The 26,276-nt window shown below is 72.9% G+C and carries 29 protein-coding genes; 18 read left to right on the forward strand and 11 right to left on the reverse strand.

Annotation, left to right across the window (positions count from 1 at the left end; genetic code table 11):
- Positions 1–11 precede the first annotated feature (11 nt).
- The gene (locus ACZ6I1_RS02715; RefSeq protein WP_469282313.1) at positions 12–1,106 is read right to left on the reverse strand and encodes a WD40/YVTN/BNR-like repeat-containing protein; all 1,095 of its coding nucleotides are present in this window, start codon (positions 1,104–1,106) and stop codon (positions 12–14) included.
- Between the two features lie 219 nt (positions 1,107–1,325).
- Between ACZ6I1_RS02715 and ACZ6I1_RS02720 the strand changes: the two genes are divergently transcribed.
- From ACZ6I1_RS02720 to ACZ6I1_RS02735, 4 genes are all read left to right on the forward strand, one after another.
- On the forward strand, positions 1,326–2,747 hold the full coding sequence (locus tag ACZ6I1_RS02720; RefSeq protein WP_469282314.1) for a wax ester/triacylglycerol synthase family O-acyltransferase: 1,422 nt from the start codon (positions 1,326–1,328) through the stop codon (positions 2,745–2,747).
- Between the two features lie 76 nt (positions 2,748–2,823).
- Entirely contained in the window at positions 2,824–3,924 is a 1,101-nt protein-coding gene (locus tag ACZ6I1_RS02725; protein ID WP_469282315.1) for an NADH:flavin oxidoreductase/NADH oxidase, read from the forward strand.
- Between the two features lie 83 nt (positions 3,925–4,007).
- The gene (locus tag ACZ6I1_RS02730) at positions 4,008–4,358 is read left to right on the forward strand and encodes an ArsR/SmtB family transcription factor (RefSeq protein WP_469282316.1); all 351 of its coding nucleotides are present in this window, start codon (positions 4,008–4,010) and stop codon (positions 4,356–4,358) included.
- 174 nt (positions 4,359–4,532) lie between these two features.
- Positions 4,533–4,751: a hypothetical protein gene (locus tag ACZ6I1_RS02735; protein WP_469282317.1), complete on the forward strand. Its 219-nt coding sequence runs from the start codon at positions 4,533–4,535 to the stop codon at positions 4,749–4,751.
- A gap of 71 nt (positions 4,752–4,822) precedes the next feature.
- Here the strand turns inward: ACZ6I1_RS02735 and ACZ6I1_RS02740 are convergent, their stop codons facing one another.
- Both ACZ6I1_RS02740 and ACZ6I1_RS02745 read right to left on the reverse strand, forming a co-directional pair.
- The gene (locus ACZ6I1_RS02740; protein ID WP_469282318.1) at positions 4,823–6,184 is read right to left on the reverse strand and encodes an FAD-dependent oxidoreductase; all 1,362 of its coding nucleotides are present in this window, start codon (positions 6,182–6,184) and stop codon (positions 4,823–4,825) included.
- A 52-nt stretch (positions 6,185–6,236) separates the two neighbouring features.
- On the reverse strand, positions 6,237–6,920 hold the full coding sequence (locus ACZ6I1_RS02745; RefSeq protein WP_469282615.1) for a DUF305 domain-containing protein: 684 nt from the start codon (positions 6,918–6,920) through the stop codon (positions 6,237–6,239).
- Between the two features lie 84 nt (positions 6,921–7,004).
- On the opposite strand from ACZ6I1_RS02745, the gene ACZ6I1_RS02750 reads away from it, so the two are divergent.
- Entirely contained in the window at positions 7,005–8,489 is a 1,485-nt protein-coding gene (locus tag ACZ6I1_RS02750; RefSeq protein ID WP_469282320.1) for an LVIVD repeat-containing protein, read from the forward strand.
- Here ACZ6I1_RS02750 and ACZ6I1_RS02755 read toward each other — a convergent pair.
- The 4 genes from ACZ6I1_RS02755 to ACZ6I1_RS02770 form a co-directional block, all read right to left on the reverse strand.
- Positions 8,458–9,123 (reverse strand): TetR/AcrR family transcriptional regulator, encoded by a 666-nt coding sequence (locus tag ACZ6I1_RS02755; RefSeq protein ID WP_469282322.1) that lies wholly within the window; start codon positions 9,121–9,123, stop codon positions 8,458–8,460. The two genes, ACZ6I1_RS02750 and ACZ6I1_RS02755, sit on opposite strands and share 32 nt — an antisense overlap.
- Positions 9,124–9,160: 37 nt before the next feature.
- On the reverse strand, positions 9,161–9,853 hold the full coding sequence (locus tag ACZ6I1_RS02760) for a phosphatase PAP2 family protein (protein WP_469282325.1): 693 nt from the start codon (positions 9,851–9,853) through the stop codon (positions 9,161–9,163).
- Positions 9,854–9,915: 62 nt separating this feature from the next.
- A complete protein-coding gene (locus ACZ6I1_RS02765; RefSeq protein WP_469282328.1) occupies positions 9,916–10,854 on the reverse strand; it encodes a M56 family metallopeptidase in 939 nt (312 codons plus the stop codon).
- Positions 10,855–10,935: 81 nt separating this feature from the next.
- Positions 10,936–11,445, reverse strand: a complete 510-nt coding sequence (locus tag ACZ6I1_RS02770; protein ID WP_469282330.1) for a DUF5134 domain-containing protein — start codon at positions 11,443–11,445, stop codon at positions 10,936–10,938.
- A gap of 146 nt (positions 11,446–11,591) precedes the next feature.
- Here ACZ6I1_RS02770 and ACZ6I1_RS02775 point away from each other — a divergent pair, with 146 nt between their 5' ends.
- Positions 11,592–12,131, forward strand: coding sequence for a GNAT family N-acetyltransferase (locus ACZ6I1_RS02775; RefSeq protein ID WP_469282332.1), 540 nt, complete (start codon positions 11,592–11,594; stop codon positions 12,129–12,131).
- A 10-nt stretch (positions 12,132–12,141) separates the two neighbouring features.
- Here ACZ6I1_RS02775 and ACZ6I1_RS02780 read toward each other — a convergent pair whose 3' ends face one another.
- On the reverse strand, positions 12,142–12,834 hold the full coding sequence (locus ACZ6I1_RS02780; protein WP_469282334.1) for a glycerophosphodiester phosphodiesterase: 693 nt from the start codon (positions 12,832–12,834) through the stop codon (positions 12,142–12,144).
- A 191-nt stretch (positions 12,835–13,025) separates the two neighbouring features.
- Positions 13,026–13,634 carry a PadR family transcriptional regulator gene (locus ACZ6I1_RS02785; protein ID WP_469282336.1) on the reverse strand — a complete coding sequence of 203 codons (609 nt, stop codon included), beginning with the start codon at positions 13,632–13,634 and terminating at the stop codon, positions 13,026–13,028.
- Positions 13,635–13,700: 66 nt separating this feature from the next.
- On the opposite strand from ACZ6I1_RS02785, the gene ACZ6I1_RS02790 reads away from it, so the two are divergent.
- The 6 genes from ACZ6I1_RS02790 to ACZ6I1_RS02815 all read left to right on the forward strand — a co-directional run bounded on the left by ACZ6I1_RS02790 (position 13,701) and on the right by ACZ6I1_RS02815 (position 19,877).
- The gene (locus tag ACZ6I1_RS02790; protein WP_469282338.1) at positions 13,701–14,825 is read left to right on the forward strand and encodes an LLM class flavin-dependent oxidoreductase; all 1,125 of its coding nucleotides are present in this window, start codon (positions 13,701–13,703) and stop codon (positions 14,823–14,825) included.
- Entirely contained in the window at positions 14,822–15,832 is a 1,011-nt protein-coding gene (locus tag ACZ6I1_RS02795) for an alpha/beta hydrolase (protein WP_469282340.1), read from the forward strand. Before ACZ6I1_RS02790 ends, ACZ6I1_RS02795 begins: the two co-directional genes overlap by 4 nt.
- Positions 15,833–15,913: 81 nt before the next feature.
- Positions 15,914–17,320, forward strand: coding sequence for a DUF6421 family protein (locus ACZ6I1_RS02800; RefSeq protein WP_469282343.1), 1,407 nt, complete (start codon positions 15,914–15,916; stop codon positions 17,318–17,320).
- Positions 17,321–17,346: 26 nt separating this feature from the next.
- A complete protein-coding gene (locus tag ACZ6I1_RS02805; RefSeq protein ID WP_469282345.1) occupies positions 17,347–18,108 on the forward strand; it encodes an SDR family NAD(P)-dependent oxidoreductase in 762 nt (253 codons plus the stop codon).
- A complete protein-coding gene (locus ACZ6I1_RS02810; RefSeq protein WP_469282346.1) occupies positions 18,087–19,181 on the forward strand; it encodes a threonine aldolase family protein in 1,095 nt (364 codons plus the stop codon). Before ACZ6I1_RS02805 ends, ACZ6I1_RS02810 begins: the two co-directional genes overlap by 22 nt.
- A gap of 93 nt (positions 19,182–19,274) precedes the next feature.
- A complete protein-coding gene (locus ACZ6I1_RS02815; RefSeq protein ID WP_469282348.1) occupies positions 19,275–19,877 on the forward strand; it encodes a transglutaminase-like domain-containing protein in 603 nt (200 codons plus the stop codon).
- On the opposite strand, the gene ACZ6I1_RS02820 is transcribed toward ACZ6I1_RS02815, so the two are convergent.
- Positions 19,813–21,054, reverse strand: coding sequence for an MFS transporter (locus tag ACZ6I1_RS02820; protein ID WP_469282350.1), 1,242 nt, complete (start codon positions 21,052–21,054; stop codon positions 19,813–19,815). The genes ACZ6I1_RS02815 and ACZ6I1_RS02820 overlap by 65 nt on opposite strands.
- A gap of 80 nt (positions 21,055–21,134) precedes the next feature.
- Here ACZ6I1_RS02820 and ACZ6I1_RS02825 point away from each other — a divergent pair, with 80 nt between their 5' ends.
- Positions 21,135–21,686: a CGNR zinc finger domain-containing protein gene (locus tag ACZ6I1_RS02825; RefSeq protein ID WP_469282352.1), complete on the forward strand. Its 552-nt coding sequence runs from the start codon at positions 21,135–21,137 to the stop codon at positions 21,684–21,686.
- Between the two features lie 138 nt (positions 21,687–21,824).
- On the forward strand, positions 21,825–23,027 hold the full coding sequence (locus tag ACZ6I1_RS02830; protein ID WP_469282354.1) for an alginate lyase family protein: 1,203 nt from the start codon (positions 21,825–21,827) through the stop codon (positions 23,025–23,027).
- Between the two features lie 61 nt (positions 23,028–23,088).
- Here ACZ6I1_RS02830 and ACZ6I1_RS02835 read toward each other — a convergent pair whose 3' ends face one another.
- Entirely contained in the window at positions 23,089–23,811 is a 723-nt protein-coding gene (locus ACZ6I1_RS02835; RefSeq protein WP_469282356.1) for a lysophospholipid acyltransferase family protein, read from the reverse strand.
- A gap of 335 nt (positions 23,812–24,146) precedes the next feature.
- Between ACZ6I1_RS02835 and ACZ6I1_RS02840 the strand changes: the two genes are divergently transcribed.
- The 4 genes from ACZ6I1_RS02840 to ACZ6I1_RS02855 all read left to right on the forward strand — a co-directional run bounded on the left by ACZ6I1_RS02840 (position 24,147) and on the right by ACZ6I1_RS02855 (position 26,274).
- Positions 24,147–24,470, forward strand: coding sequence for a TlpA family protein disulfide reductase (locus ACZ6I1_RS02840; protein WP_469282359.1), 324 nt, complete (start codon positions 24,147–24,149; stop codon positions 24,468–24,470).
- A gap of 110 nt (positions 24,471–24,580) precedes the next feature.
- Positions 24,581–24,661 carry a putative leader peptide gene (locus ACZ6I1_RS02845; RefSeq protein ID WP_362597307.1) on the forward strand — a complete coding sequence of 27 codons (81 nt, stop codon included), beginning with the start codon at positions 24,581–24,583 and terminating at the stop codon, positions 24,659–24,661.
- Between the two features lie 101 nt (positions 24,662–24,762).
- Positions 24,763–25,287 carry a flavin reductase family protein gene (locus ACZ6I1_RS02850; RefSeq protein ID WP_469282617.1) on the forward strand — a complete coding sequence of 175 codons (525 nt, stop codon included), beginning with the start codon at positions 24,763–24,765 and terminating at the stop codon, positions 25,285–25,287.
- 201 nt (positions 25,288–25,488) lie between these two features.
- Entirely contained in the window at positions 25,489–26,274 is a 786-nt protein-coding gene (locus ACZ6I1_RS02855) for an electron transfer flavoprotein subunit beta/FixA family protein (RefSeq protein ID WP_469282361.1), read from the forward strand.
- The last annotated feature ends 2 nt before the right edge of the window (positions 26,275–26,276 follow it).

A 26,276-nucleotide genomic window follows, 5' to 3' on the forward strand; every position in this document is an offset into this window, starting at 1 on the left:
GGTGGATCACTCTACTGGCCGATCGTCGCCGCCCGCACGCACAGCACATCGGGCAGGTGCTCGGCCAGCAGCCGCCAGCTTTCGCCGTCGTCGTGGCTGGCGTACAGCTCGCCGTTGCGGTTGCCGAAGTAGATCCCCGCCGGGTCGGCGTCGTCCGTGCACAGGGCGTCGCGGAGCACCGTGCCGTAGTGGTCCCCGGCCGGCAGGCCCTTGGAGAGCGGCTCCCAACTGGCCCCCGCGTCGCGGGTGCGGAAGACCCGGCACCGGTGCTCGGCCGGCACCCGGTCGGAGTCGGCGTTGATCGGGAAGACGTAGGCGGTGTCCGGCCGGTGCGGGTGGGCGGCCACCGCGAAGCCGAAGTCCGAGGGCAGTCCGCCGCCGATGTCCGTCCACCGGGCGCCCGCGTCGTCGCTGCGGTAGACGCCCCAGTGGTTCTGCAGGTACAGCCGATCGGTGTTCCCGGCGTCCTGGGCGATCTTGTGCACGCACTGGCCGAACTCGGGGTGCGGATCGGGCAGGAACACCGCGGAGACCCCGTCGTTGGAGGGCTCCCAGCTGGCGCCGCCGTCCTTCGTCCGGAACACCCCGGCGGTGGAGACGGCCACCGTCACGGCGTCCGGGTCGCGCGGGTCGGTGATCACCGTGTGCAGTCCCTCCCCGCCGCCGCCCGGCTGCCAGCTGCCGCGGCTCGGGTGCTCCCACAGCGGGCGGACCAGCTCGAAGGACTCGCCGCGGTCCGTCGAGCGGAACAGCGCGGCCGGCTCCGTCCCCGCGTAGACCACGTCCGGGGCCTCGGGCCCGGCGGGGTGGAGCTGCCAGACCCGCTCCAGCGAGGCGCCGGTGTCCTTGGGGAACCTCACCGCGGCCGCGGCGGGCTCCCGCCAGGTGGCCCCGAGGTCGTCGGAGCTGAACACGGACGGCCCCCAGTGCGAGCTGTCCCCGCCGGCCAGCAGCCGGGGCGCCGGCCCCCGCCGGTCGATGGCCACCGCGTACACGGCCTGGGCGTTGAAGTGGGGGCCGTCGAACGCCCACGATGCAACGCCGTCCTGGCGGCGGCCGATGAAGAGTCCCTTGCGGGTACCCACGAGCAGCAGTACGTCGGCCATGGCCGGCACCTCCGGACTAGTCGTCCATGCTTCCAGAGCTTTTCGGCCAGTCTGCACCCGCCCACTGACAGCGGCCCGGCGCGCGGCGGCGGGTCCACTCGGCGGATCAATACTGATCATTTACCACTCATTTACCACTGGGAAATGGTCGCTGCTTGCATCTGGCTGTTCGGAATAGGTTGACTTCAGGCCATCTCAGCCGCACGCGAGAGGACCCACGTGGCCACCGAGCACTTGTCCCCGCTCGACCTCGCCTTCTGGCGGATCGAATCCGCCGCCCACCCCATGCACCTCGGCGCCCTCGCGGTCTTCACGGCCGCGGACCGTCGCGGATCCGGCCCCGGCCGGCACGCGCAGGCGCTGCGCGCCGAGCTCGCCGCCGAACATGCCGCCGAGCTGCTCACCGCCCGCTGCGCCGCCGTACCGGGTCTGCGCCGCCGGATCCGGGACGTCCTGCTGCCGGTCGGCGCGGCCGCCTGGTCGCCCGACCCCGGCTTCGACCCGGCGCGGCACGTCTTCCTCGTACGGACGGACCAGGACGCGCACACCGCCGCGGGCCCGCTGATGGCCCGGCCGCTGGACCGGGACCTGCCCCCCTGGGAGGCGCACGTACTGGCCGGGCCCGATCCGGCCACCTTCGCCGTGCTGTTCAAGTTCCACCACGCGCTCGCCGACGGCCTGGGCGCGCTCGCCCTGGCCGCGGCGCTGTTCGACGAGGGCCCGGCCCTGCGGCCGGCCGCGCGGGCCGTCCCCGTCCCCGTCCCCGCTGCCGCTGCCGCTGCCGCTCCCGTCCCCGTCCCCGGGCAGCGCGCCGGCGCCGCCCTGCGGCGGCTGCCCGGAGTCCTCGCGGCCCGGGCGCAGGAGGTCGGCCAGGCCCTGGAGATCGGGGCCGCCGTGGTCCGCGCCGGGCTGCCGCCCGCCCGACCGTTCGGAGGCGGTCCCGGGGCGCTCACCGCCGGCGCCTCCGGCACGGGAGCCCGCGCGGTGGCGGGGCTCGCCCTCGACCTGGACGAGGTCAACCTCGTCCGCAAGGCCGCCGGGGGCACCGTCAACGACGTGCTGATCTCCGTGGTCGCGGGCGCGCTGCGGCGCTGGCTGGAGGGCCGGGGCGACCCCGCGCCCAGCGGTCCGGGCCCGCGCGCCCTGATTCCCGTGTCCCGGCGCGGCCGGCCCGGAGGCGGCGGGGGCAACCGGCTCTCCGGATACCTGCTGCGGCTTCCGCTCGCCGAGCGCGACCCGCTGCTGCGCCTGGACCGCGTACGGGCCGCGATGGACCGCAACAAGGACGCCGGACCCGGCCGCGGCGCGGGAGCCGTCGCCCTGCTCGCCGACCACGTCCACCCGCTCGGCCACCGGCTCGGCGGCCCGTTCGTCGCCCAGGCCGCCCGGCTGCTCTTCGACATCCTGGTCACCAGCGTCCCGCTGCCCGGCCTGACCTTCTCCCTCGGCGGGAGCCGGGTCCGCGAGGTCTACCCGCTGGCCCCGCTGGCCCACGGCCAGTCCCTGGCCGTCGCGGTCTCCACCTACAAGGGCGCCGTCCACTACGGCCTCGTCGCCGACGCGGCGGCCGTGCCGGACCTGCCCGCCCTGGCGCAGGCGCTGCGCGCCGAGCTCGACGCGCTTGTACGAGAGGTCTCGTAGTACGAGAGATTTCGTAGTACGGTGAATCTCGTACTTAGCCGATCCCCGGTGCGCCGGTGACGTCTGGAGAGCCCTCATGAGTGCTGCCCCCGCCGCTTTCGCTGCCCTGTTCGCGCCCTACACCCTCCGCTCGGTCACGATCCCCAACCGCGTGTGGATGGCCGCCATGTGCCAGTACAGCGCCGAACCCGACGGCCCGAACGCGGGCGTGGCCCACGAGTGGCACTTCGCCCACTACGCCGCCCGCGCCGTCGGCGGTACCGGCCTGATCGTCCAGGAGGCCACCGCCGTCTCCCCGGAGGGCCGGATCTCCCCCTACGACCTCGGCATCTGGAACGACACCCAGGTCGAGGCGCTGCGCCGGATCACCTCCTTCCTCAAGGCGCAGGGCACCGTCCCCGGCATCCAGATCGCCCATGCCGGACGGAAGGCGTCCACCGAGCGCCCCTGGAAGGGCGGCGGCCCGGTCGGCCCCGAGGCGCACGGCTGGCCCACGGTCGCACCCAGCGCGGTGCCGTTCTCCGAGGGCCACCCGGTCCCGCACGAGCTGACGGCCGATGAGATCCACGCGATCACCGGGCAGTTCGCGGCCGCGGCCGAGCGCGCGCTCGCGGCGGGCTACGAGGTCGTGGAGATCCACGGCGCCCACGGCTACCTGATCGGCGAGTTCCTCTCCCCGCACAGCAACCGGCGCACCGACGCGTACGGCGGCTCCTTCGAGAACCGCACCCGCCTCGCCCTCGAAGTCGTCGACGCGGTACGGGCCGTGTGGCCCGAGGAGCTCCCGCTGTTCTTCCGGATCTCCGCCACCGACTGGCTGGAGGAGGACGGCTGGACCGCCGACGACACGGTCCGGCTGGCCGGGCTGCTGGCGGAGCACGGAGTGGACCTCCTCGACGTCTCCACCGGCGGCCTCGCCCCCGGCGTGACGATCCCGGTCGGCCCCGGCTACCAGGTGCCGTTCGCGGCCCGGGTCAAGGCCGAGACCAGCCTGCCCACGGCCGCCGTCGGCCTGATCACCGAACCGGAGCAGGCCGAGAAGATCCTGGCCAACGGCGAGGCCGACGCGGTCCTGCTGGGCCGTGAGCTGCTGCGCGACCCGTACTGGGCCCGCCGCGCGGCCGCCGAACTGGGCGCGGAGATCCGTACGCCCGCCCCGTACCACCGGGCCTGGTGACGGCGGGGCCGCGCCCGGCCCTGCTCATACGACGTCTCTCGTACGATGGGGGCCCGACCAAGCCGAGCGAGCGGAGCAGGGACATGACGGAACGTGACGCGGCCCGCGCCCTGCCCCACCCCGAGGCGGCCGGGATCCGCCTGGAGGGCGTGCTGCACGCGCTCTCCGACCCGGTCCGGCTCTCCATCGTCCGGGACCTGGACGGCTCGGCCTCGGCGCTGGCCTGCTCCTCCTTCGAGCTGCCCGTCACCAAGTCCACGACCACCCACCACTTCCGCGTCCTGCGGGAGAGCGGGGTCGTCCGCCAGACGTACCGCGGCACCACCAAGCTCAACGCCCTGCGCCGGGAGGAGCTGGAGGAGCTCTTCCCCGGGCTCCTCGACAGCGTCCTCACGGCGGCCGCCGCCGAGGAAGCCCGACTGGGCAAGGGCTGAGCCCGCCGGGCCCCGCGAGGTGCCGGCGGACCATGGTCCGGACGGGCTACTCCGCCGGGTGCGGGCAGGCGGGGACTTCGATACTGGCCGCGCGGGCGCGCCGACGGCGGGGCGCCATGACGAGGGAGTAGCGACGTGAACTCACCGATGGCAGGCGAATCCGGATGCGATCTGATGAAGCGCATCGCGAAGGAGCTCAAGGCGACCATCAAGGCCGCCGAGGCGCACGCGGCCGAGCTCGCGCGCAGGATCGCCGAGCTGGAGGCCCAGCCCGATCCGGACGAGAAACAGATCGGCGCCCTCAAGCAGACGCTGGAAGCCCTCAACAAGAAGATCGAGGAGGACCGCCTGTCACTCTCCACGCTGGAGGACGTGATCAGCGAGAACTGCTAGGGGGTGTGCCTGACGCGGCACTGGCCCTGTCGTCGGCGTTCACGGGCCGGCCCGTGCTCCTTCGGCGACGCTCACTGGCCCAGCCCGGCCGCGCCCAGCAGGCCCTGCCAGTCGGGGATCTTCACCGAACGGCGGCCCAGGGAGCGGCCGAGGTCGGCCTCCGCGGCCTCTATGGCCAGCCAGCCCGGCCACTCCACCGGCCGCAGGCCCGCCGCGCGCAGCGCGTCCAGCGGGTCGTCGGGGAGCTCGCGCCGGGCCAGCGTCCCCGCGTCCTGGAGCAGCGAGGAGGCCGTCTCCTTGGCGCAGGGACGGTTCGTGCCGATCACGCCGGTCGGGCCGCGCTTGATCCAGCCCGCCACGTACTCGCCGACCGAGGCCCGGCCCGCGCGGAGCACCCGGCCCGCCGCGTGCGGGACCGTGCCCTTGGCCGGGTCGAAGGGCAGGCCTGCCAGCGGGACGCCCTTGTACCCCACCGAACGCAGCACCAGCTGCGCCTCGATGTCCTCGTACACGCCCGTCCCGGTCACCCCGCCGCGGCCGTCCGGCGCGGTCCGCTCGAAGCGCATGCCGCTCACCCGGCCGTCCGGCCCGCCCAGGATCTCCACCGGGCGCAGATAGAACCGCAGGTCGATGCGGCGGCGGGCGCCGCCCGGGCCCCGCTCCGCCCAGTCGCGCAGCACCTCGAGGTTGCGCCGGGCCACCGCGGGCAGCGCCGCGGCCGCGACCGGATCGCCGTACACCGGGTCGATGGCCGCCTCGGCAGGGTCCACCACGGCGTCCACGTCCGGCAGCGTGCCCAGCTCCCGCAGCTCCTTGGTGGTGAACTTGCCCTGTGAGGGACCGCGCCGGGCCACCATCGCCACCCGCCGCACCCCGCTGTCCGCGAGTGCGCCGAGCGCCGGCTGCGGCATGTCCGTCGGTGCCAGCTCGGCCTCGCCCCGGGCCAGGATCCGTGTCACGTCCACCGCGACGTTGCCCGCGCCGACCACGACCGCGGAATCCACCGCGGACAGGCCGAAGGCCTCCGCGACGGCGTCCGGGTGGCCGCTGTACCAGGACACGAAAGCCGTCGCGGAATGCACCCCGGCCAGCTCCTCGCCGGGGATCCCCAGCATCCGGTCGCGCGCCGCGCCCACGCAGTACACCACCGCGTGGTACAGCTCCAGCAGCCGCTCCGTCGACAGCAGCTCCCCGCCGACCTCGACGTTGCCGAGGAAGCGGATCCGCTCGTCCTCCAGCACGCCGCGCAGGTTGCCCTGCAGCGACTTGATCTTCTCGTGGTCGGGCGCGACCCCGTACCGCACGAGCCCGTACGGAGCCGGCAGCCGGTCCAGGACGTCGACGCACACCCCCGGGACCTCGCGCTGCTGAACCAGCGTCTGGGCCGCGTAGACCCCGCTGGGGCCCGATCCGACGACGGCGATACGAAGCACGGCGGAGCTCCTCCCGCAGGTGGTCCCAGCATGACACCGGGTGCTCCGGCCGTCAGCCCATCGCGCGCATCCGGTGGATCTCGGCGGTCTGGGTGGCCACCACCTCGGTGGCCATCTCCTCCACCGCCACGTTGTTGCCCCCGGCCAGTGCCTGGCCCGCCATCTTCAGGGCGCCCTCGTGGTGGGCGGTCATCAGCTTCAGGAAGAGCCGGTCGAAGTCGGCGCCCGTGGCCCCCGACAGCTCCTGCAGCTGCTGTTCCGTCGCCATGCCCGGCATGGCGCCGTGGTGGTGGCCGGGGCCGCCCGAGCCGGCCGACGGGGCCGGATGGAGGGTCAGCCACCGCTCCATCGCCCCGATTTCGGGCTGCTGGGCGGCCGCGATCCGCTCCGCGAGGCGCTTGACCCCGTCCGCCGAGGCCCGCTGCGGCGCCAGTGCGCTCATCGTCAGCGCCTGCCGGTGATGTTCGATCATGCCCTGGACGTACGCGTGGTCGGCGGCGTTCGGGCTGTCGTCGGGCTTCTCCCTGGCCGCCTGTTCAGGGCTGAGCGTGCGCGCCTCCTCGCCCGGCCGGCCCGGAGCGACGACCACGGCCGGGCCGTCCTCGGCGGCCGCGCCGGGCGGGTCCTCTCCCTGACAGCCGGCGAGGGCCAACAGGAGGACGGCGGCCACGGCCGCTGCGGCGCATCGGCTCCGCCGCGTTCGCGAGGGCTGGCCCCTCCGGGGGTCTTTTGCCATGTCCATGAAAAGGAAGATACTGCCGGGGTCCGGGTTCCGTTCCCCCATCGAACGGAACCGATCGGACTCCCATGGGAGGGCACAGTGAGCTCGTTCCACAGCACGAGAGTGCGCAAAGGGAGGGTGGGGGCGGCCGCCGCGGCGGCCGGGCTCCTCGCCACGCTCCTGACCGCCGGACCGGCGGCCGCCACCCCGGACCCGGGCGACGTGGCGCCCGGCGGCGGCAGCCGGCAGGACGCGGGCCTCGTCCAGGGCAGGGAACTCGCCCCCGGCGAGATCCCCGGTCAGGACGAGATCGTGCACAGCGCGAACATCAAGCCCCTGGCGAACATCCCCCTCGCCGCCACCGCCACCGTCAACTCCGACCTGGCGTTCCAGGGCAAGTACGCCTACGCGGGCAACTACAACGGCTTCACGATCTACGACATCTCCAACCCGAAGGCACCGAAGACCGTCACCGAGGTGTTGTGCCCCGGCGGCCAGAACGACATCTCCGTCCTCGGGGACCTGCTCTTCCTCTCCACCGACTCCTCGCGCAGCGACGACTCCTGCAACAGCGTCTCGCAGCCCGCGACGGAGAAGTCCTCGTGGGAGGGCATCAAGATCTTCGACATCAAGGACAAGAAGAACCCCAAGTACATCAAGTCCGTGGAAACGGCCTGCGGTTCCCACACCCACACCCTGGTGCCGGGCGGCCGCGACATCTACCTCTACGTCGCCTCGTACTCCCCGAACGAGGCCTTCCCCGACTGCAAGCCGCCGCACGACGGCATATCGGTGGTGAAGGTCCCGAAGAAGGCGCCGACCCAGGCCGCGGTCGTGGCCTTCCCGATCCTGTTCCCCGACGGCGGCAACCCGGGCGGACCCACCAACCCCGGCGTCTCCAAGACCACCGGCTGCCACGACATCACCGTGCTTCCGTCGAAGAACCTGGCCGCCGGAGCCTGCATGGGCGACGGCATCCTCTTCGACATCAGCGCGCCCGAGCAGCCGAAGGTCATCGACCGGGTGCAGGACAACGTGAACTTCGCGTTCTGGCACTCCGCCACCTTCAACGAACGCGCGGACAAGGTGGTGTTCACCGACGAACTCGGCGGCGGTGGCGGCGCCACCTGCAACGCGGCCACCGGCCCCCACCGGGGCGCCGACGGGATCTACGACATCACCGGCAGCGGAGACGGGCGCAAGCTCGCCTTCCGCAGCTACTTCAAGATCCCGCGCCACCAGGCCGACACCGAGAACTGCGTGGCCCACAACGGCTCGCTGATCCCGGTCGGCGGCGGCCGCGACATCATGGTGCAGGCCTGGTACCAGGGCGGCGTCTCCGTATGGGAGTTCACCGACTCCGCACAGCCCAAGGAGATCGGGTACTTCGAACGGGGCCCGCTGACCACCGACAAGCTCGGACTCGGCGGATCCTGGTCCGCGTACTACTACAACGGGCACATCTACTCGAACGACATCGCCAAGGGCTTCGACGTGCTGAGGCTCGACGACTGGCGCACCGAGAGCGCCAAGTGGGTGTGGATGGACCGGCTCAACGTGCAGAGCCAGCCTGAGTACCACTGACCTCGTGATGACCTGAGTGGATCGTTCCGCCGGGCGGCCCCCCGTCCGGCGGGACGCCCAGCTCCCAGTCCAGCCCGTAGCGCTGGAACAGCTCGGCCCGCAGCCGGGCCGGCGGCATGGGCGCACCGGGCAGCAGGACGGCCACCACGGCGCCCATCAGCAGTGCCCGCAGCAGCGGATAGTCCGCGTCCACGTCCGGCGAGCCGTACCGGGTGACGGTGTCCCGCAGCAGCTCGGCCAGCCGCTGCTGCTCCGGGCACTGCACGAAGCCCTCGGCAGTGAGGATGCCCGCCATGTGCGTCCGCATCAGCAACGGCTCGTCCCGGGCCAGCCCCAGGACCGCGTCGATGGCGCGCGCCAGCCGCTCCCGACCGTCCTGGCTGCGCGGTTCGCGCTCCAGCGCCGCGTGCAGGGTGAGGTGCATCAGCCGGTGCACCGCCGACTGCAGCAACTGTCGTTTGCCCGGGAAGTAGTACGAGACCAGGCCGCGTGCCGCGCCCGCCCGGTCGGCGATGTCGCCGAGGGTCGTGGCCTCGTAGCCGCGCTCGGCGACGAGCTCGACCGTGGCCTGGAGCAGCCGCTCCCGGGAACGTCTGCGCAATTCTTCATTGACCGATGCGCTGCGCGGGGACATGCTTACTCCTGCGTTGACTGGCTCGGAGCCAATATACTCAGCGCGCGGGGCCGCCTGCTCTGGGTGACACGGGGGATCGCCCAGGGCAGGCACATCCCCGGCGGGGGCCCGGAGCCATCACGGCCAGGGCCGCCAGGGCCACGCCCAGCAGCCATCCCCCCAGTACGTCCGACGGCCAGTGCACGCCGAGGTAGATCCGGGTGAAGCCGACCCCGAGGACCGACACCACGGCCGTGGCCCAGGCGGTGCGCACCGCCCACCGCGGGGTCCGGCGGGGAAGCAGGCACAGCAGCACCCCGCACACCACCGTCGCCGTCATGGCGTGGCCCGAGGGATAGGCCGCGAAGTGGGCCGAGTCCACCGGGTCCGGCCACACCGGACGCTCCCGCCCCACCACGGCCTTCAATCCCTGCTGCACCGCGGACACCGCGAGCGCCGCCACCGCCACCCGCACCGCCCGCTCCCGCCGGCCCCGCCGCCACAGCACCAGGCAGACCACGGCGGCCAGGGCGCGCATGGTCCAGGGGTCCCACACCCAGTCGGTCAGGATCCGCACCGTGTGGGTGACCGCGGGATGGTCGAGGGCATGGCCGTGCGCATCCCGGACGATCCGGTCGTCGAACGAGAGCAGAGGCCGCCACCGCGCCGCCACCAGAGCCGTCAGGACGGCCGCGAGCAGTGCACAGCCGATGCCGGCCGGCCTCAGGTGACGCAAGTGATCGATCCGCATGGGGTGATCCTCGCACCGACCGCCCCCGCCCCCGGACAGCACGTCCAGGCCCGGCCCGGCGCCTATGCCAGAGCGCTCAGCCCGGGCACCAGGGCCACCAGCAGCGGCACCGCCGGGACCAGGGCGGCGGTCGCCGTCAGCCGGAGCCTGCTCATCGCGGACAGCCGGGGCGTGGCCGCCAGCAGCCGGCGCACCCGCTCCTGGACGTGCGCCTGCGGGGCCGCCGTGGGCCCGAACACCCCGCGGTCCTCGTTCAGTCCGACCAGGGCCAGCGCGATCGTGAGCCGCCCGTACCGGCGCGAGGCCACGTCGTCGGCGGCGAGTTCGACGAGGCGGTGCATCTCCGCCTCGAACGCCGCGAAGACCGGCACCTGCGGGAAGCCCCCGGCCAGCGCCCGCGAACAGTGCAGCAGCCAGTCGTGCCGGGCCGCCGCGTGCCCCTGCTCATGGGCCAGTACGGCGTCGAGCTGGCTCCCCTTCAGCCGGCCCAGCGCCGCCGTCGTGACCACCAGCTGCGGGGCCGCGCCCGGCAGCCACCAGGCGTCCGGCCGAGGACCCTCCAGTACGACGAGCCGCGCGCCCGTGGGTTCCTCCCCGGGCAGCAGCGGGGCCCGCACCAGCAGTTCGCTGCCCTGGGCACGCCGCCGAGCCCGCGCCCGGAGCACCTCCCGGGCCAGCATCGCCGCGGTCCACAGCGCCCCGCCCGCCAGTACGAGCGCGGTGCCGGCGGCCCAGGGACCGCCGGAAGCGCCCAGGGCGTACGCGTCGACGACCCCGTGCGGGGCGGCGGCGAAGAGCCGCCCGCGCACCGCCTGCCAGGCCGCCGCCGCACTCAGCAGCATCGACAGCCCGAAGCACAGGAGCACCGCGGCCACCACGCACTGCCACACCCACAGGGCCACGACGGGTTCGCGCTCGGGCCATCGGGCCCGGGCGAGCAGCCGCGGCGCGAGCACCGCGGTCAGCACGCCGAGCAGCAGGAGAGCGGCGGGGACCATCATGGCCGCCAGCCTAAGAGCGCGGGCCTACCTGCGGGTACGGTCACGGGGCATTGGTGACGCAGGACACGTGCGCCCGCGCCCTCACATCATGAGCAGCATGGCCAACATCCCCATCCCCATGGCCAGTCGGCAGGCCCGGGTCAGCTCGGTCGGCCCCACCGGTAAGGAGCCCCGCACGGCGCCGCCCGCCGCGACCAGCCGGGTCCCGCCCAGCAGGACGTACCCCGCGAAGTAGAGCAGCAGCAGTCCGGTGACCGCCGACGGCCCCCCGCCGTGCCCGGACCCGGCGGCCGCCGTCAGCGCCATCCAGGCCATGGCCACCGAGCCCACCAGGTGGTGCGCGTGGTGCACCCCGCCGCGCAGCAGCCACACCGCGTGCAGGGCGGCGCCGCAGAACACCGCGGCGAGCACGAGCGCCTGCCACCCGCCCCGGTCCCCGAGGGGCACCGCCATCAGCGCCATGCCGAACGCCATCACGGCCTCCCCGGCCGCGGCGCCGCCCGATCTGCGCACCTGCCGCAGGCAGTAGGCCCCGCTCACCGCGCACAGCACGACGAGCAGCCAGGCGGAGGCCAAGTCGGCGGAGGACATGGCGGAACCGTGCACGGCGGAACCTCCCGGTTCGTCGGCGTCACGGGAAGAGATGCCCCTCTCACACCGCCTTCACGCGGCCCCGGGATACGCTCTCCCTGCCGTACCCGGCATGTCACATGCCACCGCGCAGAACGGAGCCACCGATGTCGACCGCCCACCCCGCCGCCCTCAGCTTCCGCAGTGCCGTCGAGGCGGACGTCAGCGAGCTGGTGGCCCTCGTGGAGTCGGCGTACCGGGGTGACGCCAGCCGCGGCGGCTGGACCACGGAGGCCGACTTCCTGGACGGGCAGCGCACCGATGCGGACGGCGTCCGCCAGATCATCGACGCGCCCGACAGCACCCTGCTGGTCGTGGAGCGCGCGGGCGAGCTCGTCGCCTGCTGCCAGCTCGAACACCGCGGGGACCACGTCTACTTCGGGATGTTCGCGGTCCGTCCCGGGCTCCAGGGCGCGGGCCTCGGCAAGGAGATCCTGGCCGAGGCCGAGCGTCGCGCCCGTGACGTCTGGGGCGCCAAGGAGATGCGGATGACGGTGGTGAACGTACGGGAGGAGCTCATCGCCTACTACGTGCGCCGCGGCTACCGCCGCACCGGCGAGCTGAGCCCCTTCCCCTACGGGGACGAGCGCTTCGGCGTCCCGCTCCGCGACGACCTGGCCTTCGAGCTGCTGGTCAAGTCGCTGTAGCGGACCGGGCCTATGCGGTGAAGCGGCCCGTGCTGCGGATCTCCGGGAAGCCGGTGATCGCACCGTCCAGTTCGAGCGCCCGCGCGAGCCGCAGCAGGTCGAGCGTGTCGACGCCCCGGCCGGTCACCCGCAGCCCGGCGGCGTGCACCGCTTCGACGGCCTCCAGGGTGAGCCGCCGGATGTCCAGGGTGACCGTCGCGGCGCCCGCGGCCGTCGCCAGTTCCACGAGGTCCTCGGCGCCGTCTCGGGGAGCGGCCGCGTGGAGCACGGTCCGGACGCCGGGCACCAGCCGCGCGACCTCGGCGAGCAGCGCACCCTCGAAGGAGGCCACCTCCACCCGCCCGGTCAGGTCGCGGCTCAGGATCGTTTCCGCGAGGGCCCGGGCGGCGGCCCGGTCCCGTACCGCCACCTGGAGCGGGGTCCGGACCGCGTCCAGAACGTCCTCGAAGACCGGCACACGCTCGCCCTGACCCGCGTCCAGTCCGCGCAGTTCGGCCAGGGTCAGATCGGCGACGGCACCCGAGCCGTCGGTGGTCCGGTCCACCTCGGGGTCGTGCAGGGCGACGAGGGCGCCGTCCTTGCTCAGCCGGACGTCCAGGGCGATGGCGTCCATGCCGGACCGTTCCGCTCGGAGGTACGACCGCAGGGTGTTCTCCGGTTCGACACCCATGACCCCGCGGTGACCGATGGTGAGGAAAGTCAAGGTTCTCTCGCTTCCGTCGACGGCGGCTCCCCGCGCGGACGCGGTGTCCCGACCGGCCGCGCGCGATGAGGACGCATGCTAGTGCGCCGAGGGTGCGAAGGGACCGCCCGTGCAAGGCCCCGCAGGAGCGCACCGGCCGCTTCCCGTCGGGGTTGTGGGCCCCCGCGCGGCCGGCGGCGGCGCCGTCGCCGTCACCCGGGCGTGGGCGCGTCCCCGTCGGCTTGACGGACCGCGCCGGACAGCGCGGCCAGGTCGGCCAGGTCGGCCAGCAGGGCCTCGCCGAGCTCCAGTTCCGCCAGGTGCTGCCGCTCGCTCCAGCGCAGCGCGAGCGCCGGAAAGGCCCACTCCGGGACCTCGCCCGCCTGCGCCACCGCCTCCCGTACGGAAGCCAGTTCGGCCCGGGTGCGCTCCAGGTGCTCGACGACCATCGCGCGCAGCCGCTCCGGCTCCGCCAGGTGTCCCAGCCAGACCCGCAGCAGCAGCCCGTGCTTGAGCACCGGAGGACCGGCCTCCGACGTGTCCGCGGCCCAGCCGGCCAGCGCCTCGCGGCCCGCGCCGGTGATGGCGTAGCGCCGCTTGGTCCGCGCCTCCTCCGGCCCCGAGCGGGCGGAAGCCGCGTAACCCAGCTCCTCCAGTCGGCGCAGCTCGGAGTAGATCTGGCTGATCGCGGGCGACCAGTAGAAGAAGCGGAGCGAGGAGTCGGCCCACTTCTTCAGCTCGTAGCCCGTGCGCTCCCCGGGGAACGAAAGAAGGCCGAGAACCGCCCACGCGGTCGGCGGCAGCTCTTGCTTCTTCGACATCTGACTACTAGTCATATTCCTTATTGAAGTAAGACCGGACACGGGACGCAACCCCCTGGAGGCACCGTGAAGTTCTCCGTCATCTTCGAAGCACAGCTCGCCGACCCGACCGTGGAGCGGGAGCACCAGGTGATCCGCGACTGCGTGGAGCAGGCCGTGCTCGCCGAGCAGATGGGCTTCGACCGCGTCTGGGCGGTCGAACACCACGCGCTGAAGTGGTACGCCCACATGTCCGCGCCAGAAGTTTTTTTGACGTGGGTCGCGGCCAGGACCAGCACCATACGCATCGGGCACGGCGTCGTGTGCATGCCCTTCAACTTCAACCACCCGGTCCGGGTCGCCGAACGGGCGGCCATGCTCGACCTGCTCTCCGGCGGGCGGCTCGACCTCGGGGCCGGACGCGGCGGCACCGAACAGGAGACCTCTCTGTGCGGGGTGGACCGCGAGCGCACCACCGCGGAGGTCGAGGAGGCCCTGCGGATCATCGGCAGGGCCTGGCAGGAGGAGGAGCTGGAGTACCACGGCGAACTGATCGACATCGACCCGCACCCGATCCTGCCGCGGCCCGCGCAGACCCCGCACCCGCCGCTCTTCCTGGCGTGTAGCCGCGCCGAGACCCTGGTGCAGGCCGCCGAGCTGGGCATCGGTGCCCTGGTCATGGGCTTCGCCGGACCCGAGTCGATCGCCGGGATGCGCACCGTCTACGACGCGGCGATCGCCGGGCGGGACGGCAGCCGCTTCGTGTCCACCGCCGTCAACGACCACTTCTCCGTGCTCTGCCCGACCATCGTGCTCGACGACCGGGAGGAGGCGCGCCGGATCGGCACCCGCGGCCAGCGCTTCTTCGCCCAGTCCATCGGCCACTGGTACGGCGGCGCGGGCATTCCGGACGAGGCCGTGGTCGCGGGCGCCGACGAGGCCGCGCGGATGCGCGAGGCCGCCGAACAGGTGGTGGCCCGGCTGCACGAGCTGGACATCCCCGTGCGTCCCGCCTCCACCGCCACCTTCAACGCCGACCACGCCTACGGCAGCGCCGACGACGCCATCGCGTACGTGGAACGGCTCAGGGAGGCGGGGGCCGACGAGATCATGTGCCTGATCCAGATGGGCACCGTGGAGCAGGAGGCCTGTCTGGAGACCCTGCGCCAGTGGGGCGAGAAGGTCATACCGCACTTCCGGGGCCGGCGATGACCGGCTCGCCGCCCGCCGAGGCCGAGGCCCCGGACCCCGCCGTCCGGCCCTTCCTCGAGGCGCTGACCGCCGCCTTCCCCGACCTCGGCGGCAGCGTCACCGACGCCCGCGAGGCCCGGCGCATCCTCGCCGCCGCGCCCCGGTCGCCCGCCGACCCGCCCCGGGTCGGAGCCGTCGAGGACCGGACCGTCCCCGGTCCGCCCGGAGCCCCGCCGGTCCCCGTACGGATCTACCTGCCCGACCCCGGGGAGCGGCCCGGGCCGCGCCCCACCGTCGTCTTCCTCCACGGCGGCGGCTTCGTCCTGTGCGACCTGGACACCCACGACACCACCGCGCGCGCCCTGTGCCGGGCGGCCGGCGCGGCCGTGGTCTCCGTGGACTACCGGAGGGCTCCCGAGCACCGCTTCCCGGCCGCCGCCGAGGACGCCCACGCCGTCCTGTGCTGGGCCGGCGGGCACCTCGACGAGCTGGGCGGCGCCCGCGGCTCCCTGGTCGTCGCCGGCGACAGCGCCGGGGGCAACCTGGCCGTCGCCGCACTGCTGCTGGCCCGCGAACGCGGGGGACCGGCCGTCGCCCTCCAGGCGCTGGTCTATCCCGTGCTGGACGCCGCCCAGGACACGGCGTCGTACCGCAGGTACGCGGAGGGCTGGTTCCTGACCGCCGCGCACCTGCGCTGGTTCTGGGAGCAGTACCTGGGCCCGGACGGCGACGGCCGGCATCCGCTGGCCTCCCCGCTGCGCGCCGACCCGACCGGGCTGCCGCCCGCGTACCTGGTGGTCGCCGGCTGCGATCCGCTGCGGGACGAGGCGGAGGCCTACCACCGCGGGCTGACCGCATGCGGGGTCCCCTCCGTGCTGGACGCGCACCCCGGGATGTTCCACGGCTTCCTGGCGTTGGCCGGCGTACTGCCGCAGGCCCGGGAAGCCATGGCAAGACTGGGCGGAGCCATCGATTCCACCCTGACGGACGGGAAGACTTCCGGTGAAGCGGGGGGTATCACAGGATAATTTCCCGAGTTCCCTCTTGAACGGGAGAGCCTCCGCCGCTTACTCTGCCTTGACGTGAGGTTCTCCTGTGGAGGAAGTGACATGACGGAAACTCTTGTGCCGGGTGCCGGCGGTGCCGTGATAACCGCCGGGGAGCGGGTGGTCGACCACCCCGCGTGGCCCGCGCTCAAGGCCGCCGTGGAGGAGATCCGGCCCTGGCAGGCCAAGGACGGTTCCATCGACTTCGAGGCCGCCGGTGCCCCCACCCGTTCCGAGGCCGAGGCCGCGGTCGAGCGCGTGATCGAGGGCGTCGAGACGCTGTCCCCGCTGCTCCCGCACGCCGAGGCCTACCACCAGGCGCTCGTCAAGGACCTGCGCAAGTGGGTCGCCGACGACTTCCGCGTGCCGGACTTCCTCGACTCCCTGCTGGCCTTCCAGCCGGCCGCCGAGCGCGTCGACGGGCTCCAGCACCTCGTGGTCTTCCCCATGTACACGCAGAACGGCAACCCGGACCGCAACCTGGAGGCCGTCGCCCTGCGCATGGTGTGGCCCGAGTGGCTCGCCGAGCTCGAGCGCAACCGGTACGACAACCCGCTGTTCCTCGGCATCACCTTCGAGGACTTCACCCCGGGCTACGACACCAATTCCGCCGTGCTCTTCCCCGAGACCATCGCCGTGCGCGAGGCCCCCGAGCGCTTCACCTGGGGCGGCATCTTCTGCGACCGCGAGGCCGCCCGCTACCGCAAGGTCACCGAGGCCGCCGTCGACATCCTGGGCATCGAGCTGCCCGAGGACATCGCCGCCATGGTCCAGGACCAGGAGCGCTGCGAGAAGGCCTTCGTCCTGTGGGACATGGTCCACGACCGCACCCACAGCCACGGCGACCTGCCGTTCGACCCCTTCATGATCAAGCAGCGCCAGCCGTTCTGGATGTACGGCCTCGAAGAGCTGCGCTGCGACCTCACCGCCTTCAAGGAGGCCGTGAAGCTGGAGTCCGAGGGCAACGAGCACGGCCGCGACGTCCAGTACGCCGTCCTCTTCGACCGGATGTTCCGCTTCCCGGTCTCCGGCGACCGCAACCGCAACTACGACGGTCTCGGCGGCCAGCTGCTCTTCGCGTACCTCCACAAGCACGACGTCGTGCGCTGGACGGACAACAAGCTGAAGATCGACTGGATGCGCGCCCCGCAGGTCACCAACCAGCTGTGCGCCGAGATCGAGGACCTCTACCGGGCCGGCATCGACCGCCCCAAGCTCGTCCACTGGTTCAAGGCCTACGAGCTGGTCTCGACGTACCTCGCGCCGCACCCGGGATCCAAGTGGGCCAAGGGCCCCGACGCCCTCGACATGACGCAGCCTCCGCGCAAGCTCGTGGACGACGTGCTTCCGGACGAGTTTCCGCTCAGCATGTTCTATGAGGCGCTCGCCAAGAAGCTCAAGGGCGTGATCGCCTCGACCAAGGGCATCACCGCCCGCAATGCCGAGCAGGCCGAGCGAGTCGCCGCGTGAGCGACCGCCCACAGGAGGCTGTACAGATGAACGGCTCCGGGAACGGCAACGGAAAGCTGCACGGAGCGGTAGTGGCGGTGGCCGGGGCCGGTGGCCCCGCCGGCCGCGCCACCCTGCTCCGCCTCGCCGAGGCGGGTGCCGTGGTCGTCGCGTCCGACGCCGATCCGGCGCGGCTCGCCGAGGCGGTGGACGCGGCGCGGTACGCCCACGGCGGCGCCACCATCACCGGTGACACCGTGGACCTGCTCGACCTCGCCGCCACCAAGGTCTGGGCCGAGCAGACGGAGAAGGAGTTCGGCCGGATCGACGGGCTGGTCCACCTCGTCGGCGGCTGGCGCGGCAGCAAGACCTTCACCGACGCCGACCTCGCGGACTGGGACTTCCTGGAGAAGCTCCTGATCCGCACCGTCCAGCACACCTCGCTCGCCTTCCACGACGGACTGCTGCGCAGCGACCGCGGCCGCTACGTCCTGGTCAGCCAGTCCGGCGCGCACAAGCCGGTCGCCAACAACGCCGCGTACAACGCCGGCAAGGCGGCCGCCGAGGCGTGGACCCTCGCCATGGCGGACTCCTTCCGCAAGATCGGGGGAGACGAGGGCCCCGGAGCGGCAGCTGCGATCCTGGTGATCAAGGCACTGGTGCACGACGCGATGCGCGCCGAGCGACCCCATGCGAAGTTCGCGGGCTTCACCGACGTGAAGGAGCTGGCCGAGGCCATCGCCGGCGTCTGGGACCGGCCCGCAATCGATGTGAACGGACAGCGTCTGTGGCTCACTCCGCAACCGTGAGAACCGATACAGGGAAGACCGACGCCCGTCGCCACCACGATCCCGCGGTGCGCGGTTTCGCGAGTGACAACTACGCCGGGGTGCACCCGGAGGTCCTGGCCGCCCTGGCGCTCGCCAACGGCGGCCACCAGGTCGCGTACGGCGAGGACGAGTACACCGAGCACCTGCAGAAGGTCATCCGCAGCCACTTCGGTCCGTACGCGGAGGCCTTCCCGGTCTTCAACGGCACCGGTGCGAACGTCACCGCCCTCCAGGCGATGACGGACCGCTGGGGCGCCGTGATCTGCGCCAAGACCGCCCACATCAACGTGGACGAGGGCGGCGCGCCGGAACGCATGGCGGGCATCAAGCTGCTCGCCGTGCCGACGCCGGACGGCAAGCTCACCCCCGAGCTGATCGACCAGGAGGCCTGGGGATTCGATGACGAGCACCGGGCGATGCCCCAGGTCGTCTCGATCACCCAGAACACCGAACTCGGTACCGTCTACACCCCGGACGAGATCAGGGCCATCTGCGAGCACGCGCACGGCCTGGGCATGAAGGTGCACCTCGACGGGGCCCGGATAGCCAACGCCGCGGCCTCGCTCGACGTACCGATGCGCACCTTCACGAACACGGTCGGGGTGGACGTGCTGTCGTACGGCGGCACCAAGAACGGCATGATGTTCGGCGAGGCCGTGGTGGTGCTCAACCCGGACGCGGTCCGGCAGATGAAGCACATCCGCAAGATGTCCATGCAGCTCGCGTCCAAGATGCGGTTCGTGTCCGTGCAGCTGGAGGCGCTGCTCGCCAAGGACCTGTGGCTGCGCAACGCCCGCCACGCCAACGCGATGGCGCAGCGGCTCGCGGCCGGCGTGCGCGAGACGGACGGCGTGGAGATCCTCTACCCGGTGCAGGCCAACGCGGTGTTCGCGCGGCTTCCGCACGAGGTGTCGAGGCGGCTGCAGGAGCGCTACCGCTTCTACTTCTGGGACGAGGCCGCGGGCGACGTCCGCTGGATGTGCGGCTTCGACACCCAGGAGGAGGACGTGGACGGCTTCCTCCAGGCGCTGAAGGAGGAGCTCGCGCGCTGAGCCGGGACCCCTCCGCCGGCCTGCTCCGCGTCTATGCGCACACCTCAAAACTCGATAGTCATGCGCGGCATTGCATAGGTATGCTCCTGGGTCATGGAATTGACCCAGGAGCATCCCGACCTGGCCGCCTATCTGGCGGCCGACGAAGCCCTCGATCACGGACATCCGCTGGTCCGGGAAACCGCCGACGCCTTCTGGACCGCCTCGGCCGGCGACGCGCACGCGTACGCCGAGGCGGTCTTCGCGTTCGTCCGCGACACCATCCCGCACTCCGCCGACTCCGGCGACCTGCGCGTCTCCTGGCGCGCCTCGGAGGTCCTGGCCACCCGCAACGGCATCTGCCACGCCAAATCGCACGCCCTCGTCGCCCTGCTGCGGGCCCGGGGCATCCCGGCCGCCCTGTGCTACCAGCGGCTCGCCGACGACGACGGGACGAACCCCCTGGTCCACGGCCTGGTCGCGCTCCGGCTGCCCGGGGGTGAGCGCTGGGCGCGGGTGGACCCGCGCGGCAACAAGCCCGGCGTGGACGCGCGGTTCAGCCTCGACGTGGAGCAACTGGCCTTCCCCGTACGCCCGGAAGTCGGCGAGGCCGACTACCCCGAGCTGTACGCCGCCCCGCACCCGGCCGTGCTCACGGCGCTCCAGGACTCCGCGGACCGGCCGCAGTTGTGGGAGAACCTGCCGACCGCTCTGTGACGATCGGAGGCGCCGGTACGGGGCCTCCGGCGGCCGCCAGGGCGTGCAGCAGGGCCGCCGCGAGCTGGAGTGCGGCGATCCCGGTGAGCAGCGTCCACGCGGGCGCTTCGGCCGCGAACCCCACCAGGGCCGCCCCGGCCGACGCCGCCGTCACCTTGAGTCCGGCGCCCAGGGTGAACACCTGCGTCCGCACCGCGTCCGGGGCGTGCTCCGAGCGGATCCGCAGGGTGGCCGTCAGGAGCGGTCCGTCGCACACCCCCGCGACGGCGAACAGTGCGGCCGTGACGGCGACGGACGGTGTGAACGCGGCCGCGGCCAGCGCCACCCCGGTCCCGGCCAGGGCCCAGCGCACCAGCCGGCCCGGCTCCACGGACGTCATGCGGCCCAGCGTCAGCGAGCCCAGCAGGGCGCCCACCGCGAAGGCCGTCATCAGCACGCCCCCGGCGCCCGGACTGCCGAGCCCGGCGGCCAGCAGGACCGAGGTGGTGGTGAGGGAGCCGATGCCCACGAAGGCCAGGGTCGTCGCCGAGGTGACGGCCCGCAGCTCCCGGACCCGCCACAGGGCCGCGAGACCCGCGCCCAGCCCGGCCCGGGTCCGGTCCCGGGGTGCGCCCGCGCCCGGGCCCCCGTACGGGAGGGTCGCGGCCAGCGCGGCCGCCAGCGCGCCGGACACCGCCAGGACGGCCATCGCCGGGCCCGCCGAGCCCAGTGCCGCGATCAGGCTGACCGCCGCGGGGGCGGTCACCGCGGCGGCGTTGTAGGTGGAGGCGTCCCAGCCGTAGGCCCGGTCCCGCCCGGCCCCCGCCGGGACCAGCCCCGTCACCAGGCTGGACAGCCCGCCCGTCACCATCGGCCCGCAGCTGCCGCCGAGCACCGCCACCCCCAGGACCAGCGGCAGCGGGGCACGGCCCAGCAGTACGGCCAGCGTGGCCCCGGCCGCCGTGAACCCGGCGAGGGTGCCGGTGTGGAAGAGCCGCGGCCGTCCGGTCCGGCCCGCGGCGGCGCCCGCCAGCGGAGCCGCCAGCACGTGCGGCGCGAGCCAGGCGGTCAGGACGAACGCCCCGTACGAGGCGCTCCCGGTGCGCTCCAGGGCGAGCAGCACCACCGCCATGCCCATGCCCTCGGAGGCGAACCGCGCGGCCAGCGCCGCCGCCAGGTACCGCCCGAACCCGCTCATCCCGGCCCCTCCCCGCTGCTGTAACGTGATAACGGCTCAAGACGTTACGGCATTCGGGTGTACGGCGAAAGGATCCGGGCATGGCGGACTCGCGAGGGGGCTTCTCGGCGGCCCGGCGGCTGATCGACCTCGCCGAGGCGGTCCGCGCGGACCCCGCGCTGCCGCGCACCGCGCTCGCGCAGCTGCTGGCCGGGCACGGGGAGCGCCCGGCGGACCTCACCGAGGAGGCGTTCTCCGAGGCGGACTCCGCCGAACTGCGGGCCGCGGCCCGGCGGATGGCGGCGGTCCTCGGCGAGAGCGACGAGGACCGGACCGCCGAGGCCCTCAACGCGCTGCTGGAGGAGTGCGCCACCCGGCCCCGCCTGACCCGGCACGACGGTCACGCCTGGCACCTGCACGTGGACCGGGGTGAGGAGGCGGGATGGGGCGACTGGTTCCTCGCCTCGGGCGCCCTCGCGCTGGCCCAACTGCTCACCGAGTACGGGCGGATCGCCTGGGGTGCCTGCGCCGCGGAGGGGTGCGGGCGGCTCTTCCTCGCCACCGGGCCGGGCAGTGCGCGCCGGTACTGCTCCACCACGTGCTCCAGCCGCGCGCGGGTGGCCGCCCATCGCCGGCGCAAGCGCGAAGCCTGAACGGCGCTGACGTGCCGGCGGCCTGACGAGGTGACAGGAAACTTTCTTGTCAGATGGCGTTGTCAGCTTGACATGAGCATGAGTATCTTCGGGGCACCGGAACCCCCTCCGCCGGAACCTCCAACCGGAAGGCCCCCCATGCGTTTCGGACTCCCCGCCGGGCTCGCCGCCCTGGCCCTCGGCTTATTGGCGGCCGTGGTCCCCGCCCCCACCGGCGCGGTACCCGCGGCACCCCCGGCTCCCGCCGCCCCCGCGCAGTTCGTCCACCCCGGAGTGCTCAACAGCCGCGCCCAGCTGGATTTCGTACGGGCCCAGGTGCAAGAGGGCCGCCTGCCCTGGAAGCAGGCGTTCGACGCCATGCTCGCGAGCACGTACGGATCGCTGACCCGCACGCCCAAGCCACGCGCCGTCGTCGAGTGCGGCTCGTACTCGAACCCGAACAACGGCTGCTCCGAGGAGCGCGAGGACGCCATCGCCGCGTACACCCACGCGCTCGCCTGGTACCTCACCAGGGACGCGAAGTACGCCGAGAAGTCGATCCAGCTCATGGACGCCTGGTCCGCGACGATCAAGGACCACACCAACAGCAACGCGCCCCTGCAGAGCGGCTGGGCCGGATCGACCTGGCCGCGCGCCGCCGAGATCATCAAGCACACCTACACCGGCGGCTGGCCGAACCGGAACCGGTTCGCGACGATGCTGCGCGAGGTCTACCTGCCCGAGGTGATCAACGGGAGGCCGAACAGCAACGGCAACTGGGAACTGATCATGATGGACGCGGCCGTCGGCATCGCGGTCCACCTCGACGACCGGGCCGCCTACGACAAGGCGATGGGCATCTACCTCGGTCGTGTCCCCGCCTACTTCTACCTGGCGTCCGACGGCGCGCAGCCCGTCTACCCGCCCCGCTCCTCCATCGACAGCCGCAGCGAGCTCATCGACTACTGGCACGGCCAGACCACCTTCGTGGACGGCCTCGCCCAGGAGACCTGCCGGGACTTCGGCCACACCGGCATGGGCATCGCGGCGACCATGCACGTCGCCGAGACCTCGCGGATCCAGGGCCGTGATCTGTACCCGCAGTTCAAGGACCGTTTCCGGCACGCGCTGGGCTTCCACGCCAAGTACGAACTCGGCGAGTCCGTCCCGTCCTGGCTCTGCGGCGGAAGCCTGACCAAGGGCATCGGCCCGGCCACCGAGGTCGGCTACAACGCCCTGCACACCCGGCTCGGCATCACCATGGAGAACACCCGCAGGCTCACCGAGGGGCGGCGCCCGGCGGGCACCGAGAACCACTTCGAGGCCTGGGAGACCCTGACCCACGCCGACAATCCCCACTGAGCGCGCACCACGGGAGCGCGGCCCCTCCCCCCGGGGGAACGGGCCGCGCTTCGGCGTCGGGTCAGCCGGCTTCCTTGACCTGGGCCGCCGTCGGCGCGGTGCCGCCCAGGTGGGCGGGCAGCCACCAGGAGTCGGTCGCGTCCTTGGGCTTGTCCGGGTAGGCGCGCTGCGCCGCGTCGAGCAGCTCCTGCACGCGCTCGCGCAGCCGGCGGGTGATGGCCCCGGCGTACTGGTCCGTCGGCGCCTCGATCGGCTCGCCGACCCGCATCGTCACGGGGATGTGACTGCGCTTCAGGTTCTTCGGGCGGCCCTTGGTCCACAGCCGCTGGGTGCCCCACAGCGCCACCGGGATGAGCGGGACCCCGGCCTCCTGGGCCATGCGCGCCGCACCCGACTTGAAGCTCTTGAGGGTGAAGGACTGGGAGATCGTCGCCTCGGGGAACACCCCGATGATCTCACCGGCCCGCAGCGAGTCCAGGGCGTGCTGGTAGGCCGTCTCGCCCTGCTTGCGGTCCACGGGGATGTGCTTCATCGCGCGCATCAGGGGACCGGACACCTTGTGCCGGAACACCGACTCCTTCGCCATGAAGCGCACCAGGCGCTTCTGCGGCCGCGCCGTCAGGCCGGCGAAGATGAAGTCGAGGTAGCCGATGTGGTTCGACACCAGGACCGCCCCGCCCTTGCGCGGGATGTTCTCGGTGCCCTGCATGTCGATACGGATGTCCAGCGCGCGGAACAGCCCGTGCGCGGCGCCGATCACGGGAGGATAGACGAGCTCAGCCATGGTGGGGAGACCCCGCTTTCTGCCTGGGGAGGTGCTCCCGGCCGGAAGTTACGGAAGCGTAGGTACGCGACCCATGGGGGATCGTGCCCCAAACGCGCGCTGCTGGCCAGCCCAGACGAGTGTGCCCGGCGAGATTCTCGTCACGCCGGGAATGCGGTGCCCGCGCCGGGCGCTCCGATGAGAGTACGAGCGTACGGGCAGGGTGCGCGTAAGCGAGGACGGCGAGGGGAGCGCGGGTGCGCGGGCAGCACGATGGCGGGGGCCGCGGCGGGGACGGCGCAGGCGGCGTCCCGGGCGGTGGTCGGCACGGTAGCCAGAACGGCGGCCGGAGCGCCGTGCAGGGCGGCGTCCAGGGCCGCCTCGATGCCGCGGACCTGGGTGCGGAACCCGGTGAGCGGGCCAGCCTGGTGCAGTTCTCCAGCGCTTTCTGCCAGCCCTGCCGGGCCACGCGGCGGATCCTCGCCGAGGTCGCGGGGATGGTCGAAGGGGTCGCGCACATCGAGATCGACGCCGAGGACCGCCTCGAGCTGGTCCGGGCGCTGGGCATCGAGAAGACCCCCACCGTGCTCGTCCTGGACGCGGCGGGCCGGATCGTGCGGCGGGCGGCCGGAATGCCGCGGAAGGCGGATGTGATCGCCGCCCTGGGCGCCGCCGTATGACGCGAGCGCCGGTACACGCGCCGTCGCGCGGGCCCGTACGCAGCGTGACGCGCCTGACATCTGACGGATCCCGCTTGACTGTGTACACAGGAGATCGCCAGGCTGGCCGCATGCCGTATGAACCCCTGCTCTACGGACGGGTCCACGTGGACCTCGTCCGCTACGCGAGCGCGCGCTGTCGGGACCACTGAACGCCCCCGGTCCCCGATCCCCGACAGCGCCCGCGTGCTCCGCGGCAGAAGGAAGTACCCCGATGACCGCTCCTGCGGCCCCGACGACCACCTCGTCCCCGATGTCCTCCTCCCCGACGCCTTCGTCTCCCCGGCTCGGCGCAGGCCGCCCCGGCTCGCCGGACCTCCTGCGCTCGGTGTTCCGGCAGCACGCCGCCGGAGTCGCCGTGATCACCGCCGAGACCTGCGGCCGGCCGGCGGGCTTCACCGCCACCTCGCTGAACTCCGTCTCCGCCGATCCGCCGCTGCTGTCCTTCACGATCGGCACCGGCTCCTCCAGCTGGCCCGCCGTGCGCGACAGCGACCACCTAGGCGTCCACATACTCGGCGAGCACCAGCGGGATCTCGCGGGCCTGTTCGCCCGGAGCGGGGCGGACCGTTTCGGCCCGGCCACCGGCTGGAGCACCGGGCCGCACGGGGTGCCGGTCCTGGACGGCGTGCTCGCGTGGCTGGTCTGCCGGGTGGTGGCGCGGGTGCCCGCGGGCGAGCACCGTGTGATCATCGCGGAGGCGGTCGCGGGGGATCCGGCCGGGGAAGGCCGGCCCCTGCTGTACCACCAAGGTCGCTTCAACGCGCTGCGCGACTGAATCGTCCCTGTTGGGGCGGGTCGAGGCGGCGTTGGACAGATCACAGTTCACCGAGCTTGCGCCTGCGCGGGACCCAAGGTGTACTGACGAGTAACATTCCCTTCGGAGCGCGGGCCGCCCCGACCGGGATCCGCCCGACAAGGCGCCTATGCTGCCTGCACAAGGCGGTACCAGAAAAGACGATGCGGTAGGAGAGCCGGCGTGAGCCTGAGGATCGTTGTCTGTGTGAAGTACGTGCCCGACGCCACCGGCGACCGGCAGTTCACCGAGGACTTGACCGTCAACCGTGACGACGTCGACGGCCTGCTGTCGGAGCTCGACGAGTACGCCGTCGAGCAGGCGCTGCAGATCGCCGACGAAGCCGACGACGCGGAGATCACCGTCCTGACGGTGGGTCCCGAGGACGCCAAGGACGCGCTGCGCAAGGCGCTGTCGATGGGCGCCGACAAGGCCATCCACGTCGAGGACGACGACCTGCACGGCACCGACGTCATGGGCACCTCGCTGGTGCTCGCCAAGGCGATCGAGAAGGCCGGCTACGACCTGGTCATCACCGGCATGGCCTCGACCGACGGCACCATGGGCGTGCTCCCGGCGATCCTGGCCGAGCGCCTGGGCGTCCCGCAGGTCACCCTGCTCTCCGAGGTCAAGGTCGAGGACGGCACCGTGACCGGCCGCCGCGACGGCGACACCGCGAGCGAGACGCTGGAGGCCTCCCTCCCCGCGCTCGTCTCGGTGACGGACCAGTCGGGCGAGGCCCGCTACCCGTCCTTCAAGGGCATCATGGCCGCCAAGAAGAAGCCGGTGGAGTCCTGGGACCTGGAGGAGCTGGACATCGAGGCCGACGAGGTCGGCCTGGAAGGCTCCTGGACCAAGGTCGACTCCGCGGCGCAGCGCCCGGCCCGCACCGCCGGCACGATCGTCAAGGACGAGGGCGAGGGCGGCAAGCAGCTGGCCGAGTTCCTGGCCGGCCAGAAGTTCATCTAGAG

The organism is Streptomyces sp. NPDC046303 (assembly GCF_055588085.1).